This is a genomic window from Bacteroidota bacterium, assembly GCA_018698135.1.
Taxonomy (GTDB): domain Bacteria; phylum Bacteroidota; class Bacteroidia; order CAILMK01; family JAAYUY01; genus JABINZ01.
On sequence record JABINZ010000263.1, the window covers coordinates 22,594 to 41,467 of the forward strand.

The following is an 18,874-nucleotide window of genomic DNA, read 5'->3' on the forward strand; positions in this document are numbered from 1 at the left end:
CTTTTCATTAATAGTTATCTGTATTATTCGCAGAACATCCATTTCCTGCAAATACACAATCCTTGTTTTCAGGGATTTCGATTTTGATTTCCTCAATATTAAAATCCTTGATCAAAACTTCCTTTAAAATCTGTAGCAGAAATAAATACACATTTGATTCTGATTTGAAACCTTTGATCATACTTAAAAGAGCTGGCAATAAAATGAACTGTACAAATTCATCTGCAAATTCACTATCATTTGTGCTGGCCAATAAAACCAAAACATTGGGTAAATGATCTGCTAACTCAAACCCTAAATCAGTTTTGTTTTTAATATGCTCTTGCTGAAGTTTGACCAGAAAATCTCCTCGTTTCAGATCTTCACCAAAAAGAATATAGCCTATGTCTAAATGTGATAATGCCTGAATATCAAATGTGCTGACATAATATTCCTGTAAATCTCTTAGGGATTTAGTCTGGACATGATTCAGAAACAATTGACATTTTGAAATCTCATTTGTGTAGTTTGTCTGAATCAATTTTTCAAATTCTTCACTTTGACTTAATAAGCTTTCTGAGGGATATCTGAATAAATCTGCAATCTGCTTATAATGTTGTATCCTATCCATTTTACAATCCTCTTTCATTACTTTGATTTGCTCCAAATCCGGTTTTCCCTTTGAATTCCTCTGTATCATTCAACATTTCAATGGCTTCTTCCCGATGTGCTTCAGGAATCACAAATCGTTCATCAAATTTGGGCAGGGAGGTAAGCCTATAAATCGCATTGGCCGTTTCTTTGTCCAAGCCTGATTCTTTAAGTGCAAGTGTTGTGATTGCCTCATCCTGATCATTTACAGTTTGAGTTCTTCTCAGGTGTCGCACAGCCATTAATTTCCCTAACACTCCCCTGATTGTATCTGTATTTCCAGCACTAAACATACTGGCCAAATATTTCAAGGGTACTCGCATGTTATCAATTCCGCCCCAGAATGAATCAGCTTGATTTTCATACATACCCTCTTTTATGGTGGCCATAGCCGGCAATAAGGGTGGCACATAAAATAAATTGGGAACTGTTCTGAATTCAGGGTGTAAAGGCAAGGCAATTTCCCATTCCTTCACAAATTTCCAAACAGGTGATTTTTGAGCAGATTCAAGTGTATTGATTGAAATACCATTATTTTTTGCTGCCTTAATTACTTCTTCATCAAATGGATCAAGATAAATAGCACGTTGTGCTTCTACTAAATCTTCTTCAGGACATGAAGCAACTGCTTTTATTTTATCGGCATCGTATAGCATTACTCCGAGATAACGAATTCTCCCAACACAAGTATGCATACATGCAGGAGCCTGACCAGATTCTATTCTGGGGAAACAAAGAATACATTTCTCTGATTTGCCTGAATTCCAGTTGTAATATGTTTTTTTATACGGACAAGCAGAAACACACATCCGCCATCCCCGACACTTTTCCTGATTGACTAATACAACACCATCTTCACCACGTTTATAAATAGCACCAGATGGACAAGCTGCAACACAAGCAGGGTTCAGGCAATGATTGCATATTCTGGGCAGGTAATGGAAAGTCATTCTTTCCAGTTGAAACATAGCCTCTTGTTCAGCAGGACTCAAATTTTTAAAATTTACATCTTTACGTGCATAATCAAGAGATCCACTTAAGTCATCATCCCAGTTCGGTCCACCTTTAATGTTAATGAATTCTCCAGTAATTTGAGAAACCGGAATAGCTGTTGGTTGATCATTCGCATCTTCTGCCGTAAATAAATCCTGGTATTTATAGGTAAATGGTTCGTAATAATCATCCATGGAAGGCATATTGGGATTATGGAAAATATTCCCTAATCCTTTACTTTTCCAATTTGTTTGAAGCTCTCCACTTAATTCATTGAGTTTCCATCCCCCTTTATAAATATCCTGGTCTTCCCATTTAGTCGGATAACCTGTACCGGGTTTTGTTTCAACATTATTCCACCACATGTACTCTGAACCTTTTCGATCGGTCCAGATATTTTTACAGGCAATAGAACAAGTATGGCAACCAATGCATTTATCAAGGTGAAAAACCATTGCTATTTGTGATCTGATATCCATAATCTGAGTTTTCTATTTTGATTATAAAACAAAAGAAACCTTTTCCATTTTCCTCACCATGACAAATGAATCACGATTTACACCAACGGGGCCCCAATAATTAAAATGATAAGTGAACTGACCATATCCACCCACGAGTAAATTTGGTTTTAAACGAACTCGGGTTAAACTGTTATGTCCACCAGCTCTTCTATTGTTCCGAACTTCTGATTTTGGAACAGAATAGGTTCTTTCAGGTGCATGATAAATGAAACAAATTCCTTTGGGAATTCTCACACTTACTACAGCTCGTGTACAATACACACCATTGTCGTTATACACTTCAACCCAATCATTGTCTTTAATGCCAATTTCTTCAGCATCTATCTCACTGATCCAACAAGGAACCATTCCTCTTGAAAGCGTTAGCATCCGGATATTGTCGCTATAGGTAGAATGAATTTGCCATTTTCCATGAGGAGTCAAAACATTCAATGTTTTGGTTTTACCAAGAGGCTTTGAAACCTTAAGATCTCCATAAATCTCTGGATCGGGAGCTGGTTTGAAAGTTGGGAGGTGCTCTCCAAACTTAATATAACCCTCATGATCGAGGTAAAAATGTTGTCGGCCAGTAAGCGTTCTCCATGGGATGCTTCTGTCAACATTATAGGTAAATCCGGCATAGGTTCTTCCATGTTTCATTAATCCTGACCAAACCGGAGAATTATTATATCGTTTTGGTTGACCTTGCAGAGCCATAAAATCAATTCGAACATCCTTGCTCCCTTCGCTTATATCAGTCAATTTAACGCCTGTTCTTTTCTCAGCATTCTGATAGGCTCGGTGGGCAAGCTCGCCATTGGTTAAGGAGGACAATTTGAGAATGGCATTAATGGCTTCTTCATCGTCTGCCAATGATGGATAATTTTTCCCATCAACTAATTTAAGATGATTCTTATCTTCAAGCATTTCCTCATAAAAATCCTCACAATTATAAGAATTTCCATGAGCACTAAGTCCTTTTCTTACATTAGGACCAAGGCTAACGAACTTGTCATATATCTTTGTATAATCTCTTTCTACTATTGACAATCCATGCATACTCACACCAGGAATAGCTTCACATTCTCCTAAATACCAATCTTTAATATCAGGCTGAGCAATTTCCGCTTTTGAATCATGTGAAAGAGGAGAATTTACAATCTCTCGGATGGGTTCATTATAATGGGTTTTAGCTAAATCCTGAGTTGCTTTAGCAATATCCCTGAATATGGCCCAATCGCTTTTTGATTCCCAGGCAGGTTTGATGGCAGCAGTCAGTGGATGAATAAAAGAATGCATATCTGTGCTATTCAAATCAGATTTCTCATACCAGGTAGCTGCTGGCAGAACAATGTCAGAATATAAAGCAGAAGTATCCATGCGGAAATTCAGATCTACTATCAAATCCATTTTTCCTTGAGGAGCAACTTCATGCCATTTGATTTCCTTGACATGATCTTTTCCTAATTCTTCTGCCACATCATTGTGATGAGTTCCTAAATAATGCTTCAAAAAATACTCATGTCCCTTGGCACTCGACATCAATGCATTGCCTCGCCAGATATACCAAACTCTTGGGAAATTAATGTCATTATCCGGATCAGAAACTGAGTATTCGATGGTTTTTTCTTTTAACTCTCCAATCAAATAATCAGCTATTTCCTTATCTGTTTTTGCTCCTTTTGCTTCTGCATCTTTTACAATATCAATATTGCTTTTGTTGTATTGAGGGTAAAAAGGCATCCAGCCATTTCGAACTGATTTTGCAATAAGATCGGCCGTATGTTGTGATGACAATTCATTTTTTGGTGAATAATTATAATGTGCCTGATTGGAATCATATCTCCATTGATCAGAATTCATATAATGCCAGATTGGAGCTTGTTGTAAACGAGGAGAACCTGACCAATCCTTGGCTGACATGATCGTTCCCCATGAATCCACTGGAGCCAGTTTTTCCTGACCAACATAATGGTTCATGCCACCTCCGTTTTTTCCAACACAACCCGTTAGCATTAAAGTCATCGCACCTGCTCGATATATTAAATTCCCATGATACCATTGATTGATACCAGCACCAATAATGATCATGCATTTCCCTTCTGTAGTCTTTGCAGTAATGGCCCATTCCTCAGCAAACTTAATAACTGTGTTTGCGCTGATTCCAGTAAACATTTCCTGCCAGGCTGGCGTATAAGCAGCATTCTCATCCTGGTAAGATTTTGCATTTTCTCCATCCAAACCTCTGTCAATACCATATTGACCCATGATAAGATCATAGACCGTTGCCACTGAAATTTTTCCTTCAACAGTTTCCAGAATTCTTATAGGTACACCTCTGAGTGATTTCTTGTCTTTTCCATAATCAATGAACTCAACCTGCTCAACTTTATCGTGTTTTTCCAGAAAACTTAAAGCAGGTTTGTAATCTTTCCCATTTTCCCCATCTATTGGTAAAATATTCCAATTGCCATCTTTACTATCCCAGCGATGCCCGGAACTACCTGCAGGACACACCAACTGACCAGAATCTTCATCAATATTCAAGAATTTCCAATCTCCATTTTCGATGTCTTTGTATTCCTTTACACGACTGGCACGTAGCAATTGTCCAGCTTCAAACACACCATCTTTTTCAATCATTTCTACTAAAAATGGGCTATCCGTAAACTTTCTTACATAATCAATGAAATAAGGAACAGGATTTTTATAATGATATTCATTCAAAATGACATGCGTAACTGCCATCCAAAAAGCACCATCCATACCAGCATGCACTGGAACCCATTCATCCGAATACTTGGCAACCATACTCATATCAGGCGAAAAGACCACGGTTTTTGTTCCGTTGTGTCGAGCTTCAGCAAAAAAGTGAACATCAGGTGTACGAGTCATTGCCAAATTTGATCCCATGACTGCAATGAATTTGGAATTATACCAATCGGCACTTTCCGCAACATCTGTTTGTTCTCCCCATATTTCTGGAAAAGCATTGGGCAAATCGCAATACCAATCATAGAAACTCAGGTTTACACCACCCATTAATTGAAGAAAGCGAGAACCAGCAGCATAACTAATCATCGACATGGCAGGAATTGGGGAAAAGCCAACTAATCTATCTGGACCATATTTTTTTACCGTATAGATATTTGCAGCAGCAATAATTTCATGTGCTTCATCCCAACTGGCTCTTCTGAATCCACCTTTGCCTCGAGCTGTTTGATATAATTTCCTCTTTTCAGGATCTGTCTGAATATTCTCCCATGCTTGCAGTGCATCCCTTGTCTTTTCTTTTTCAGTATGAAATAAATCAAGTAGTTTACCTCTGATCATGGGATACTTTATTCGCAGCGGGCTATATAAATACCAGGAAGCAGAAATTCCTCTTTGGCAGCCACGTGGCTCATAGGGCGGTATATTGGGATCTATTTCAGGATAATCCAAAGCCTGTGTTTCCCAAACAACAATACCATCCTTTACAAAAACCTGCCAGCTGCAACCACCAGTACAATTTGCTCCGTGTGTACTGCGAACAACTTTATCGTGCTGCCATCTGTTTCTGTAAAAATCTTCCCACTTACGGGTTTTTGGAGATACTAAATCTTTTATCCAAGTCATTGCACTTATACTTTATACTATTACCTAGCCTGTCTATCAAAAATGCTTTTATTCACGCTTTCTTTTTTTCTCTTTGCCCAAATAAGGCTGATGAAAAACATTAGAAATGCAAGTATGATCAATCCGACAATAAATGTATCGGAAAAAATTGCCGCCTTTGTGATTTGTTTTTGTTCAGCACTGGCTTTCAAATAAGCTGATAAATGAGCCATTTCTTGCAGTGTTAAACTTTGGTCTTGATACGTTATTTGCATAGAAGGAAAAGGCGGGGATGTCATAATTGCATTAATGCCAGCTTCTCCACCACTTGTTTTATAGGACAAACTCAAATCTTTTGCTAACAGACCACCTTCCCTTGCATTAGGAAAACTAACATGATGACAACTTAAACAACTTGCCCCTTTGTTTCTAAAAGCAAGACTTCCTTCAAAATAAAGTTGTCCTGTGTCTATATTACCAGGCCATACTTTCACAACAATAAGTAAATCTTCTACAATTGGAATAGGCTGATCACCCGTTTTATCAATATATTTAATAATCGCTTTGATATCAGCATCTGATCCATTGTAATCTGGCATCAAAATATTGAAATACTCCTTTGCAATTGCTACTGCATCAGGATCACCACTATCGATCATTTTTTTTGAAGATTTAATAAAACTTATCTGCCATTTTTCGCTTCTCTTTGAAGAAATACCAGATAAATCGGGACCAACTAGTCTTCCTTTACCAATTGTATGACATGCTGCACAATTGGTTAAATACAACTCCTCACCTTGCTGCGCAGAAAGAATGAATATTGGGAAAATAAAGAAAACAACCATCAATAGCGATAGACGATTTCCTTTAAAACTCGATTTAGTTTTATTATTCATGATGAGTATAGATTTTCATATATATGTAAATGAAAAATTATCCTAAATAATTTGCCAATGAAGTTTTCAGAATGACTTTTATCTAAGATGGAGGGCTTTACAATAAAGTTTTACACTTATCAATTTAAGCTTTTTTGGGGATTTTACTTATAGTTTGCCTCCTAAAATATATGCAAAATCCCTTTTGAAATCATTTCGGTATTTAAATACCTTATTTCCAAAATTATTTTATTAATTTATAATAGCCAAAAAAAATATGAATGATTAATTAGACTAGTTTTTATTATCTCTATATTGTTATCAAACGTGGAAAAAGAAAGTCTTTTTCTATATGTATGTGTGCATAGAGTTTATTACTAAACTCAGACAACTTTTGATAATACTTCTTGATATTTTTATCTGCATATGAACAATTAAAACCATCACATCTTCTATTGAGTTGCTTTAATGCACCTTCTGCTTCATCATGTTCAATTTCAAGTTTCTTCATTTTGTTTTCAAGCAGCTGTTGATCAGATTCAAGAAATAATGGAAACAGGTTTAGCTCTTCTTCCTTGACATGCTCTAAAACCTCATTTGACAAAGAATTAAAGAAATTAATCGTTTCTACTAAATCAGGATAAATTGCTCTAAACTCTTCAAGTAATTCAGACCCTGACTTTGTAATTTCGGGAATACTTTCTTTTAAATATGAATGATGTATTTTGAGTAAGTATTCAATTAGTAAGCTATTCTGAAGATTTCCAAATTCAATTTCGTCTTCAAAGTCAACAACTCCTCCTACTAATAGTTTATCAAGAATCATTGAAGCATCAAAACCAAATTTATCAGCTAAACGTTGTAAGGAGTAATCTTTATGCAGCTCAAAGTCAATATTTTTTGCCAACAAATAAGTGTATATACTATAATCATTGGCTTTAAAATCAAAGAGTGTTTTTTGTAAATAATTTTCTTGTGTTTTTGATTTCATGATTTTGTTTTAATCCAAATATACATATTTATACGCATTCAGGTACTTGTTTTCCTATTTGTTTCAAAAGAATTAGCATTAGCCGTATTTATAAGACTATAATCTGGCTAAACCCAAGAAAACGGAATGAATAGTTATGGTAATTATCAACCAAAGATTCCTTGCAGTTTCTGGTTTAAGATTCAGGAATTTGTATTTGATGGAAGAGGTATGGCAGCTTGTTATGCAATCGCCACATAAAGTACATGTTACATCAGGAATTCTGTTTTGTATATTTTTAATACTCAAGGCATCATAATAGCATGTCTTCGTGCAAGCCATGCATTCAGTACAATTCGAATCAATATACATTCTAAAAGGGTTAATGTATTTTGCATATCGAATGAGTGTTCCAACCGGACAGTATACTGTGCAATGATACATTTTATTCAGGTCTGTACTAACTATTAATATGATCATAAAACCTGCAATTCCAAATAGTGCAGCTGCTGCGGATATTAAGTTTAGCTCAACATTAAATAATCGGAAAAGAATAGCAACAATTACCACAAAGAATAAAAAAGTGTGCTTGAGCACGTTTCTATAAGGGATACTTTTTCGATTTGGTTTACCTTTGGCAGCAACTATATTATCAATGGCTCCAAAATAACAAAGTTGACTACACCAAGCTGGTCCTGATAGAATAATTGTGCTTAAGAAAAGAATAGGCATGAAAGAAATATGCCCACGATAAATTGGACCACCAACAATTAAGGCTGGAATTGGAAAATGCAGTTTTTCAGGATTCATTAAGAATTTATCAAAACCAGATGTGCCCAATATTAATTGAGTAAAGAAAACAATTGAAAATAATGTCCAACTTCTTCTTCTCCAAACAGCCGTTTTTTCAGGGTCTTTCATTTTTGAAATCAGAAAAGCTGAATAAATTGCCAATATCAAAATCATTCCCCAGCCGGAATAAGGGATGAATCGTTCAATTAATAACATGGGCTTTTCAACCTTCCATTGAACCATTGAAAGGATAATTGATGTGATGGCAAAAGTCCAGATGGAGAGTTTGTTTTGTTTTAACCAGTTCATTGTATATTTCAAATTTCAAAAGGCAAATTTCAAATAAAATACAATACAAAAAGATCAAATCTCAATTTGCTTGTGATATAGGTAAATTTCTAATGCGATCTCTGCTTAATTTAAGTACTTCAAATAATGAGAAAGAAACACATCATACAAGCGATAGCCATCATCCAATTTGATTAAATATCGCTTATCCAATAAAGTTTTCAGGACACGTTGCATACTACTTGAATTTTTTACACCAGAAAATTTAAGAAAATCGCCAGAAGTAGGAGCCACAACCTTATTCTTTAGAGCAAATGCACGTAAGCATGCAAACTGTTGATTTGTAAGCCTATCTGGCAATTCGCTATAGTAAACATGTTTTTCTTCCAGATACTCCAAATATATAATTTCAAAATCATTTACACTTTCCGGTAAGTTGTCAAGGCTATATAAATAATTGAATATACTCTGAACATAGAAAGTATGGCCAAATGTTATGTTTAAAACGTGTTCAATAATGGCATCATTTATCTCTCTTTTTGACTTCTTAAATTGTTTTTGAATAAAATCGCCATATTTTTTTTCATCAATTATGTCCAATGAAAACATTCTTGTAGAAACATAAAATGGTCTGACTGGATTGTTAAAAATTTCATTTATAATATGATACTCACTCCCACTAAATACAAAGCTTATGTTGTTACTTGCCTGAACATATTTTCTCAATTTTGCTTCTAAAGCAAATTCTTTTTCATACTTCGTAATTTCTTGAAATTCGTCAATGGCCAATATTACTTTTTTATTTTGATCATTCAGGAAAAAAAATATTTCTTCAAGGCTTTTAAAAAGTTGTTTTTTTTCAGAATAATTCAGACTTACTGATGGAGTGCCATCAACACCAAAACTTATTGAAGTACCCAAAGATTGAATAAATGAAGTAAGTTTTTGCGGCAATTTTCTGCTAGCGAATAAATTACTTCGAATTATGGCATTCGCTATTTCATTTATAAATTCTGAGACAGTTTTTGTTCCCCAAAGGTCAGCATAAATACATATATAATCCTTCCTTAAATAATAGAACACATTGTAAATCAGTGCGGTTTTGCCAAGCCTTCTATATGCATAAAGCGTTATATCCTGCTGATTGGTAAGTGCTTTTATAATACTATTGGTTTCCTTTTCCCTGTCACAAAAATAGTCTGGACTTTTATAATTCTTAAGTATAAATGGGTTCATGATCAGATTATTTTGAATGTTTTTCACATGTTGCGTCACGCATTGTGCGTAATATATGATTTATATTTACACAAAGTGCGTTACGCATTGTGCGTAAATATACAAAACATTTTAAACTCTTAATCCAATTATAAAGAATATTATCAGTTAGATTGTCTGCTATTAGAGTGTGTCTTTTTAGGCATTCCAATCGAGTAAGCGTTGCTCTCCTTCCAAATTTTTAACTTCGGTGATATCCTGGCTCACCTCCAGCGTTCCCAAATAAATACCAGTATTTGCTCGCACGGCAAAATACTGAATTAATAAAAACTTTCCCTTAATGGATAACCAAAACGAAGCCTTATCTTTTTCCCCTTTTCTAAAGGAAGTAATAATTTCTTCAACCACATGAACACTTTCTGGAGGATGGCAATTATTTACCTTCCTCCCGATGATGGCTTTCGATCTTGTAAAAAATCTATCTTTTGGATTCGAAAAGTAAGCCACTTCATCATTGTGATCTACAAAAGTCATATCAAATGGAAGGTGATTCATCAATTGAACCAACTGCTCAACACTTAGCTTTCCAGTTTCCATGTCCACAAATCCATCTTTCAAAGTGCCTATTTCTGAAACATCTTGAATAGGTATCGGAGGTTCAATGAATACAAATCCTATTTCGAAACTCTGTTTATGCATTTTTGCCCAAGCTTTCTCAGGAACATATTTCAGTGCAACTGGATACAATATAAAATCCTCTCTAAAAATTATAGCATGCATTGCAAAAAACAAATCGGCTATCGATTTATTGAATTTCTTCAAGTCAAGATTTACTGCCATTAAAATCTCATCCAAATCCTTAAAATGCTTTCTTATGTCATCATGAATGGACCACATCACAGAAAGACATTTGTATTCAGGGAAATGTGATTCAAAATATGGAAAAAAGATATTTTCCTTTTTCTGGTAATGAATTTCAAATTTTTGCAGTTCTTTTAATTCCTTTCTCACAATGTCAATAGCTTGAATATCTTGTATTCCATTCTTTTTATTGATTGCCTGAATATAAGGCCGCATTTTATTGAGCTTATCTTTCAAATGATAATTTTCAAGTATCATGTAATACAGAAAATGATTTTTAGTGAGTTTTTTCCGCACATGAAGCACCAGATATTTGTAGAAAACATTCAGGATTTTTCCAATATTTGCTTTTATCGCTTCGATGGAATAGCCTTTATTCATAAGCCAATCAACTACAACCACAGTATCCTCTGGTGTAACTTTTTCAATGAAAGTCTGATATTCATTGATTAAATCAATCCCTTTCCCTCCTTCTATCATTCCACAGCAAAAGGCCAATAAAGCTTTTCGTCTAATCTCAATATGATTTGATATTTCTGACATCTTATTCTTTCAAACAGCAAATTTATAATGTTTTAACATACGCGCTAGCCTAAAAATGTTTAGTTTTTCAGATCATATATTTACCAAATTTCCTATGTTATATTATACCTCTATTATAAGAAAGCAGCCTTGCCATGAAAAATAGCAAGACTGTATAGCTCAATAAACTGCTATAAAGCTATTTCTGCTTTTTTGTTTCTTAATTATTTTAAGGCAAATATATAAATTATAAAAAGACCCGTTTATCTTTTTATAAATATTTTACTACCTTTGTTTCAGAATTTTTAAAAGGAATAACATGGAGATAAAATCAAACACATCAATTGGAGAAATTGTAAGACAGAATTTTAAAACTGCTAAAATATTTGAAGACCTGAATATTGATTTTTGCTGCGGAGGTGACATCTCCTTGACAGAAGCGTGTAAAAAATCAAATATAGACATCAATAAAATATTACCAGTGTTAAATTTGATGATGGATGTAAACGATCCTGATTCAAAATACCTGGATGGACTTTCATTAGAAAGATTATGTGATTATATTGTTGATAGACATCATACTTATGTAAATGAAAACATCCCGTTTCTATTACAAAATTTAAAGAAACTTTGTGATGTTCATGGAGAAAATCATCATGAACTATTTGAAATTAAAGAGCATTTTGAAACTGCTGCTGGCAATTTATCAATGCATATGAAGAAGGAAGAGCAAACACTATTTCCATATATTCGTAATTTAGAAAAAAATAAATCTGAAGCAGTTGAAAATACTTTTGAATCAGGAAAATTCCATGATCTTTTAAATGAAATTGACAACGAGCACCTGGCTGAAGGGGAGAGATTTCTGAAAATATCAAAACTAACACAAAACTATAGTTGTCCGCCAGATGGATGCAACACCTATCAGCTTACCTTTAAAAGCCTAAAGGAATTTGAACAAGATTTACATCGTCATATTCATTTAGAGAACAATATTTTATTTAAAAAAGCAATTGAATTGGAAAATAATACAAAACAGGAATAATAATGTTGGCAAAAAGTACTGAATATGCCATACGGGCATTGGTTTATATTCAATTACAAAATTGGAAAGAGAAACGTCCGGGAGTTATTGGGATTGCTCATGAAATTGAGGCTCCTGAAGCTTATTCAGCAAAAATTCTCCAAACCCTGACCAAACACAAACTACTCGAGTCGATGAAAGGGCGTGGAGGTGGTTTTTTTTTCAACCAAAACCAATCAAACATTACACTTTATGAAGTAGTACATGTAATGGAAGGAGATGGATGCTTCCATAAATGCGGTTTCGGTTTAAAGGATTGTAATAGTGAAAATCCTTGCCCCTTGCACAACAGATATATTGAAGTGCGTGATGGTTTTTACGACATTGTTACATCAGAAACAATTCGAACTCTTTCAGAAAGAATCCTTAATGGAAATGCAGTGTTAAATAGATTAGACAAAGAAAATGTTTAAACAATTCATTAAATTTTTTGATTCTTTGTCGATTTAGGTGGGGTAATGTTGTGGTAAATCACAAATAGCAATGGTCAAATCTCAAATAATAATCAACTTAAAAAAAGAAAAAACACCCGATTAATCAAATACGTTTCTGAACAAATAATCAATTTTGTGTCCACTCCGAAAAGTCCAAGAGATGATTTTCAGCACCTTTTTGCCCCTGCCCTGAAGGGAGAAGTTTGCTGGAAATCAGGACTCACTTCTTCGCTGCTGCATAGCTATAGCAAAGCGCAGTAGGGTATTGGGGCAAAACCTGATCTTCAATTCCAATAGTACATACTTTTCAGAGTGGACTCAATTTTACAAATTGAAAGCCAGTGAATTACATGAATTATTTTGTTGTTCGATTTGAATTTTGATAGATTGGCTTTTGTTGTTTATTTGTGATTTGGATTGTTGATTATTGTGATTTTAGATGTCACCCACGGTGAACGACATAGAGCCAACTCATTAAAACATCTTATCCAATGTTTCATTCGAGATAGATTCTGGAATTGCATATTTTATGTAATGCTGAAGTATATCATCCCATTTCAACTTATTATAATTATTCAAGGCTTTAACAAACAACACTCTATTGCTTTTAAATTCATTTAATACAAATAATCCAACTGATAAATTTCCATCAGTATCATTCCTGTAATCAAGAATTTCCCGACCTATTTCCCTTACCACATTATCATAGAGTTTTTCTTTTGATCTATAATAATAATGGATTGCCGTTTTGCTTACTTTAGCATCGGTTGCAATCCTTTTAATAGTAGTGGCCTGAAAACCATACAGAAGGAAAACCCTACGGGCAGAATTCAGTATTTTTTCTTCAGCACTCAAGCTTTATTTTGAATCAGGTTTTTCTTGCCTCTCAAGACTATTATTCACCACTGCTTCATTCAAAATGTTCAGTAATTTATCCAGGGGCACTTTGTGTACTTTGGCTGCTGTTTTAACACTTATAAATTTTGAAATAAACTTTCGCAAACCTAATCCACCAACTCTTTTTAAGCCGAATGTTTCCATTACTTCAGCGATGTCGCCATACTCTTTGAGTATTGCTGATACTTTTGTTTTTTCTGTTATTTGCATTAGAAGCTATATTTAATTTTTGTGTAAATCATTGAGTTGTCAGCGTATTGACCAAAGCGGCCCTTGTCATCACCAACAAATATATTTGAACCCAAAAGGATAGAAAATCCATCATCAAAATCGTAAGTAATTTTAGGTCGGATAAGAGCATCCTGATTTGTCAATCCGATGTATGAGAATAGTTCAAGGTGCAGTGTTTCCCTTAACAGGTCATATCGTGCTAAAAACGTCATGGTATTTTCTATTTCTGTTTTCTGCATCTTTTCATCATAATCCAAAACAACCTCCTGGATAAATTGCGAACTGAATTTTACACCCTTAATACTAAAATCTACTCCTGTAAGGTAGTGTATATAATCTTTTTGGACTAAAGCATCATTAGCAAAAGGATCTTCTGTTTGAAAATATTTGCCATTGTAATAAGCAGCTTCGCCACGCAACACTACACCTTTGATTTCAGAACTAAATGATCCCCCACCAATTAGCAAGCGATGATGTTCCGGAGTTATGTTTAATCCAGTAAGTACTGGCTTTCCAGTAGACATATCAATAATTTTTTCAATATGCATGCTGGGATTATCATCCCATGTATATCCTCCCATGAGTTCAAAGTCAATCTTGGACGTCATCGCAGAATATTTTACAAATAATTCGCTGTTTTCAAGATTAGGTGTCATACTGGATTTAGACCAATCGAAAGTAGGAACTATTGGAAACTCTGGTTGTACATGCCAAATTGATCCCGCTTGTGGAATTTCAGTTGGGGTAAATAGAGGCATCCAAATTACTTCAAAAGTATGGTTGCCAATATAATAATCCAATTTAGTTGCCAATACACCGGTTCTTATTTCATCAAAATCGGGCAATAAAAACTCTGTCAGGTTAAGGGGAGAAACGATGTCGGTAATAAATGCCCCATCTGCTTTGCCCCAAACAATTTGCTGTTGTCCTATTCGTAAATCAAAGTTATCGAAATACAAATCCATATATAATTCTCTCAATCGTAAATCCAGTTTATTGTTATCGTAATGATACAACATGGGGTTTGCTTTGAAAGCTGCCTTTCCTCCTGTTTTTTCAAAGTTTAAATCCAGAGTATTCTGAAGTATTGAAAAATCTCCTGTTTCTAACAAAACTCCTGTGTAATTTCGTACAAATCCTGAAATTTCAGTATTTTGAGATTTTGCAATATAGGAAAAGCTGATTGCTACTAATAGTATTATTATCTTTTTCACTTTTTTTGTTTTAAGGTTAATACCTACTAAAATTAGTATGTTGTAGGTATTTTTGTTTTTATAATCCCCTCATCATCATTCTTTCGCTAAAATGTGTTGCTGGAATACCAGTATTTATTTTCACATTACTTAATAGCATGTTTGTTTTATGATTTTTCTGAACATTATTCATTTCCAAACTGCTTATCACCCATATTCCAGCTATTTTTTCTGATTTCTTAACGGTCAATATCTTTAACAATTCATCATCTTCATCGTAAAATTCTTTTTTCTCTCCAATAAAGTTCGATTTATCTACCCAGGTAATTGTTTTGGAATACATATATTCATCGTTCTTTGATACACTTTGAACTACGTAACAAGCTTTCCCATTGATGGTTTCTTCCCTTAATAGTTTATGTGTGTCATCTTCAAGTTTACGATCACCAAGATCATCATAGGTAAAATCAGATCCCATAAAATAATCACTTTTACTATCGCTTGAAATACGTTTTGTCTTTTTTAAAGCTGGTAAATATATCCACTGATCATCGCTTTGATCTGTGTCGTAAGCCCAACTCATAAAAGATGTATTTTTAACATCTGCAGGAGATGTAAAAAACATAATGCTTTTTTCTACATCTGCAAATTGCTTGGAGTATTGTTTGATTTTTCTCACTCTTTGGCTTCCACTCTTATTCGTAAGTGTCATCGTAAGGTCAGCGGTTTGATCATTGCCTGATGGCCGATTATAGACTTTTTCTACAATTTGCTTTCCTGTCAAGTTTTGAGCAGAAACACTGGAGCTAATTCCAAATGTTAAAAATATAGCTGCTAATATTGCTGTTATTCGTAAATGTTTCATGATTTTTCTTTTTAGATTTTATTTAATAGATTTTTTGAAATATATATTTGATATTTTTAATAGAACCAACATAACTGTCACTGTACCAACAAAACTCGTAAACATATTTAGTGATACTAAAGCACCAAGCTCTCTGTTTGGAGGAAATACAGAAAACATTAAGACTAAGAAACCTGCAATGACCACTATTGCATTAAAAATAATTGCTTTGCCTGAATGTGCCATTGTTTTTTGTGCAACTACTAATTGATTGCTTGTTTTTAAAGCATTGAGACGATACTGCTCAATAAAATGAACAGCATAATCGATTCCGATTCCTATGGCTATACTCGACAAGAGCGCTGTTGTAGAGTTTAGGGGTATATTTAAGAAACCCATTACACCAAAACTTATGGCAGCTGTTATTACAATAGGTACTGATCCTATTAAACCCAGCGTAAACTTTCTAAACATTAAGGACAGTAAAACAATAACGATTATCAAGGACAATAGTAAACTCGAGATTTGACCTTTTAGAATTAACTCTGTAAATACCAGACCTTTATAGCCACTACCTGCATAATTTATACTTACCCCATATTTTTCAAGATCCACTTTATATGAATCTATAATTTCTATAGTCGAATTCATTGCTTTGGAATCGTCACTTTTAAGCTGATAAGTAACATTCATTTTAGCATAATCATAATCAACCACTTTGTTAAGATTTTCAGGGTCGCCTGACATTTCATAAAGCAATAAATATTGAGCAATCATATCCCGGGTATCAGGAATTGTATTGAACTCTTCCTTATCGGCATTCATCACTTTGTTCATCCGTTTTATATAGTCGGTAAGTGAAAAGGAGTTTCCAACTATTTCAAGTTCATCCTCTACTTGAGTTTGCATTTTGTCAACCAGTTTTAAAACCTCTGGATTTTTAAATACATTTAACTCATCCCCTCCATCTAAAATTAAATTAAACTGCGTAGTGCCGCCAAAGTTTTGGTTAATGAATTTATCAGTTAATACAATTTCACTGTCTTTCTCGAATTTATCAAGGAAACTGGAGTTGATCCATATCTTTTGCATTCCTATAATTGAAAGTACAATAATGAGTGCAGTTGCTATAATTGATACACTTTTTCTTTTTAATATAGCTGCTGCAAATTTGTGTAAAGGATCGCTCTTAGAAACAGCAGATTCTTTAACTTTTCTAGGTTTTGGCAATCCAAAAATCATGATTCCTGCTGGAACAAGAACAAGTGAAAAAAGCATAGCTGTTAATACACCAAAAGCCGTAAATAATCCAAAATATTTAATTGGATACACTTGTGATGTTAATAGTGAAATAAATCCAACAGCAGTTGTTACTGCAGCCATTACAACGGGTTTCCACTTAAATTTCAACATGTCGGCTACAGCCTCTTTTTTGCCAGTTTCTGGGTTTTTATTTACAAATAATTGTAAATGCGTGTATAAATGAACCGAGTACGCAACACCAATGGCTATAAGCATTACAGGAATCATTGTTGAAACTGCATATATCGGAATATTTAACATAGCCATTAGCCCAAATACCCAAATTGTAGATAAGAAAACAACAGACATTGTTAATAATGTGCTTTTTACACTTCGCAGTATCACCAACAAAACAATCATAATCACTATGAGTACAATTGGCACCATTTTCTTCATATCAGCAGGGCCAAGTAATGCCATAGTGCCCTCAACAATAGGACGACCAGCAACATGAACTTTAATGTCTTCCGTTTCATAGGATTCAGCAAGTGCCAGTATTTCATCATAAAACTCCATACTAAACACGTCATCCTTAATTTCTGCTATTATAACTGTAACGGTTTCGTTGGTTGAAACAAGTCGCCCATAAATCATTTCATTCTTACGTACATTTTCTTTTAGCTCATTAATTTTTGATTCTGATTTCGGAACTCTTTTGAAAAACCGTTCTACTTCCATTCCATCCTCTGTGCCTATAATATTATCGGCAGTATATAAAGAGGTAACATCAGCTTTTTCAATTTCATCCATTTTCTGAAGTCTTTTTGTAAGCTGCTTTAGGGTGTCTAAGGTTGCCGTATTAAAAATTCCATTCTGATTTTCAATGGCCACAATTATTCCATCATTAATCCCAAACCATTCTTCAGCTTGATCGCTATAAACAAATGATGGATGATCCTGAGGCATGTATTTATCAAGATCAGTCTCCATTTTTGACTTTTCTTTCATTTGCATGAAAAATACTACACTGATAATTATAGTTACAGCAACGATAATCCAGGGTGCTTTTAAAAATTTCCTTAATAACTTTTCCATATTCTTATTGATGTTTGTTAATATTCACTAACGTTTGATTGACAAAAAAACCCACTTTATTGCAAGTGAGTCTTATACTATTATTATAGCAATTTTGCTTTAGTTGTAGGTTTTGGCGCTTTTACGACAAGTATTCTTGCTACTTCAGTTGTATTGTTTGAAATGCAATGAGGTATATCTTTTGGACTTTCCACAAGACAATCGGCACCGACAATTTGTTTTTCATCTCCCACTAAAATTTCAGGGTTTCCTTCTAATATATAGAAGAATACATCTACTGGTGTAATGTGTGGCTTCAGGCTTTCTCCCGGATTCAATGTAATATGAACAGCCTGGGCAGTCTCTTCATCATATAATTTTCTCACATCTAACTTATGAGGTGTGTCAGTGATTTCAGTCTCAACGACTTTAGTTACTTTCATTTCTTTATTATTAATTTTATTGATTCAACAAGTTGTTGGCCTTCAAGTGGTAAATCAAACGAAAAACCTGAGAATTGCCATTTCTTAATAAATAGTCTCAGGCTTCCCATGATTACAATGGAAAGGTTTTTCGCATCCATGTCGGAGCGCAATTCACCACTATTTTGACCCTCTGTTATTATTGCTGTA

At 34.3% G+C, this 18,874-nt stretch carries 17 protein-coding genes; 2 read left to right on the forward strand and 15 right to left on the reverse strand.

Annotated elements, in window-relative coordinates:
• Positions 1-7 precede the first annotated feature (7 nt).
• From HOG71_16250 to HOG71_16285, 8 genes are all read right to left on the reverse strand, one after another.
• Complete coding sequence (locus HOG71_16250; GenBank protein ID MBT5992399.1) at positions 8-628, reverse strand: hypothetical protein; 621 nt, start codon at positions 626-628, stop codon at positions 8-10.
• The gene (narH, locus tag HOG71_16255) at positions 612-2,102 is read right to left on the reverse strand and encodes a nitrate reductase subunit beta (GenBank protein ID MBT5992400.1); all 1,491 of its coding nucleotides are present in this window, start codon (positions 2,100-2,102) and stop codon (positions 612-614) included. Before narH ends, HOG71_16250 begins: the two co-directional genes overlap by 17 nt.
• Positions 2,103-2,123: 21 nt before the next feature.
• On the reverse strand, positions 2,124-5,741 hold the full coding sequence (locus HOG71_16260; protein MBT5992401.1) for a nitrate reductase subunit alpha: 3,618 nt from the start codon (positions 5,739-5,741) through the stop codon (positions 2,124-2,126).
• Positions 5,742-5,761: 20 nt separating this feature from the next.
• Positions 5,762-6,616: a cytochrome c gene (locus tag HOG71_16265; GenBank protein ID MBT5992402.1), complete on the reverse strand. Its 855-nt coding sequence runs from the start codon at positions 6,614-6,616 to the stop codon at positions 5,762-5,764.
• Between the two features lie 289 nt (positions 6,617-6,905).
• Positions 6,906-7,586, reverse strand: coding sequence for a hypothetical protein (locus tag HOG71_16270; GenBank protein MBT5992403.1), 681 nt, complete (start codon positions 7,584-7,586; stop codon positions 6,906-6,908).
• Positions 7,587-7,682: 96 nt separating this feature from the next.
• Positions 7,683-8,666: a 4Fe-4S binding protein gene (locus HOG71_16275; protein MBT5992404.1), complete on the reverse strand. Its 984-nt coding sequence runs from the start codon at positions 8,664-8,666 to the stop codon at positions 7,683-7,685.
• A 105-nt stretch (positions 8,667-8,771) separates the two neighbouring features.
• Entirely contained in the window at positions 8,772-9,881 is a 1,110-nt protein-coding gene (locus HOG71_16280; GenBank protein MBT5992405.1) for an ATP-binding protein, read from the reverse strand.
• 177 nt (positions 9,882-10,058) lie between these two features.
• Entirely contained in the window at positions 10,059-11,264 is a 1,206-nt protein-coding gene (locus HOG71_16285) for a DUF438 domain-containing protein (GenBank protein MBT5992406.1), read from the reverse strand.
• Positions 11,265-11,562: 298 nt separating this feature from the next.
• Between HOG71_16285 and ric the strand changes: the two genes are divergently transcribed.
• Together ric and HOG71_16295 are read left to right on the forward strand one after the other, a co-directional pair.
• The gene (gene ric / locus HOG71_16290; GenBank protein ID MBT5992407.1) at positions 11,563-12,288 is read left to right on the forward strand and encodes an iron-sulfur cluster repair di-iron protein; all 726 of its coding nucleotides are present in this window, start codon (positions 11,563-11,565) and stop codon (positions 12,286-12,288) included.
• A gap of 2 nt (positions 12,289-12,290) precedes the next feature.
• The gene (locus tag HOG71_16295; GenBank protein MBT5992408.1) at positions 12,291-12,740 is read left to right on the forward strand and encodes an Rrf2 family transcriptional regulator; all 450 of its coding nucleotides are present in this window, start codon (positions 12,291-12,293) and stop codon (positions 12,738-12,740) included.
• A gap of 495 nt (positions 12,741-13,235) precedes the next feature.
• Here the strand turns inward: HOG71_16295 and HOG71_16300 are convergent, their stop codons facing one another.
• The 7 genes from HOG71_16300 to HOG71_16330 form a co-directional block, all read right to left on the reverse strand.
• Entirely contained in the window at positions 13,236-13,616 is a 381-nt protein-coding gene (locus HOG71_16300) for a helix-turn-helix transcriptional regulator (GenBank protein MBT5992409.1), read from the reverse strand.
• Between the two features lie 3 nt (positions 13,617-13,619).
• On the reverse strand, positions 13,620-13,868 hold the full coding sequence (locus tag HOG71_16305) for a DUF1858 domain-containing protein (GenBank protein MBT5992410.1): 249 nt from the start codon (positions 13,866-13,868) through the stop codon (positions 13,620-13,622).
• On the reverse strand, positions 13,868-15,103 hold the full coding sequence (locus HOG71_16310) for a hypothetical protein (protein MBT5992411.1): 1,236 nt from the start codon (positions 15,101-15,103) through the stop codon (positions 13,868-13,870). The genes HOG71_16305 and HOG71_16310 overlap by 1 nt, the downstream gene beginning before the upstream one ends.
• Positions 15,104-15,161: 58 nt before the next feature.
• Positions 15,162-15,947: an outer membrane lipoprotein-sorting protein gene (locus tag HOG71_16315; protein ID MBT5992412.1), complete on the reverse strand. Its 786-nt coding sequence runs from the start codon at positions 15,945-15,947 to the stop codon at positions 15,162-15,164.
• Positions 15,948-15,965: 18 nt separating this feature from the next.
• Positions 15,966-18,263, reverse strand: coding sequence for an RND family transporter (locus HOG71_16320; GenBank protein MBT5992413.1), 2,298 nt, complete (start codon positions 18,261-18,263; stop codon positions 15,966-15,968).
• A gap of 83 nt (positions 18,264-18,346) precedes the next feature.
• A complete protein-coding gene (locus HOG71_16325; protein ID MBT5992414.1) occupies positions 18,347-18,685 on the reverse strand; it encodes a cupin domain-containing protein in 339 nt (112 codons plus the stop codon).
• Positions 18,682-18,874, reverse strand: a 193-nt coding sequence (locus HOG71_16330; protein MBT5992415.1) for a hypothetical protein, incomplete at its 5' end; no start/stop codon positions are given. The genes HOG71_16325 and HOG71_16330, both read right to left, overlap by 4 nt.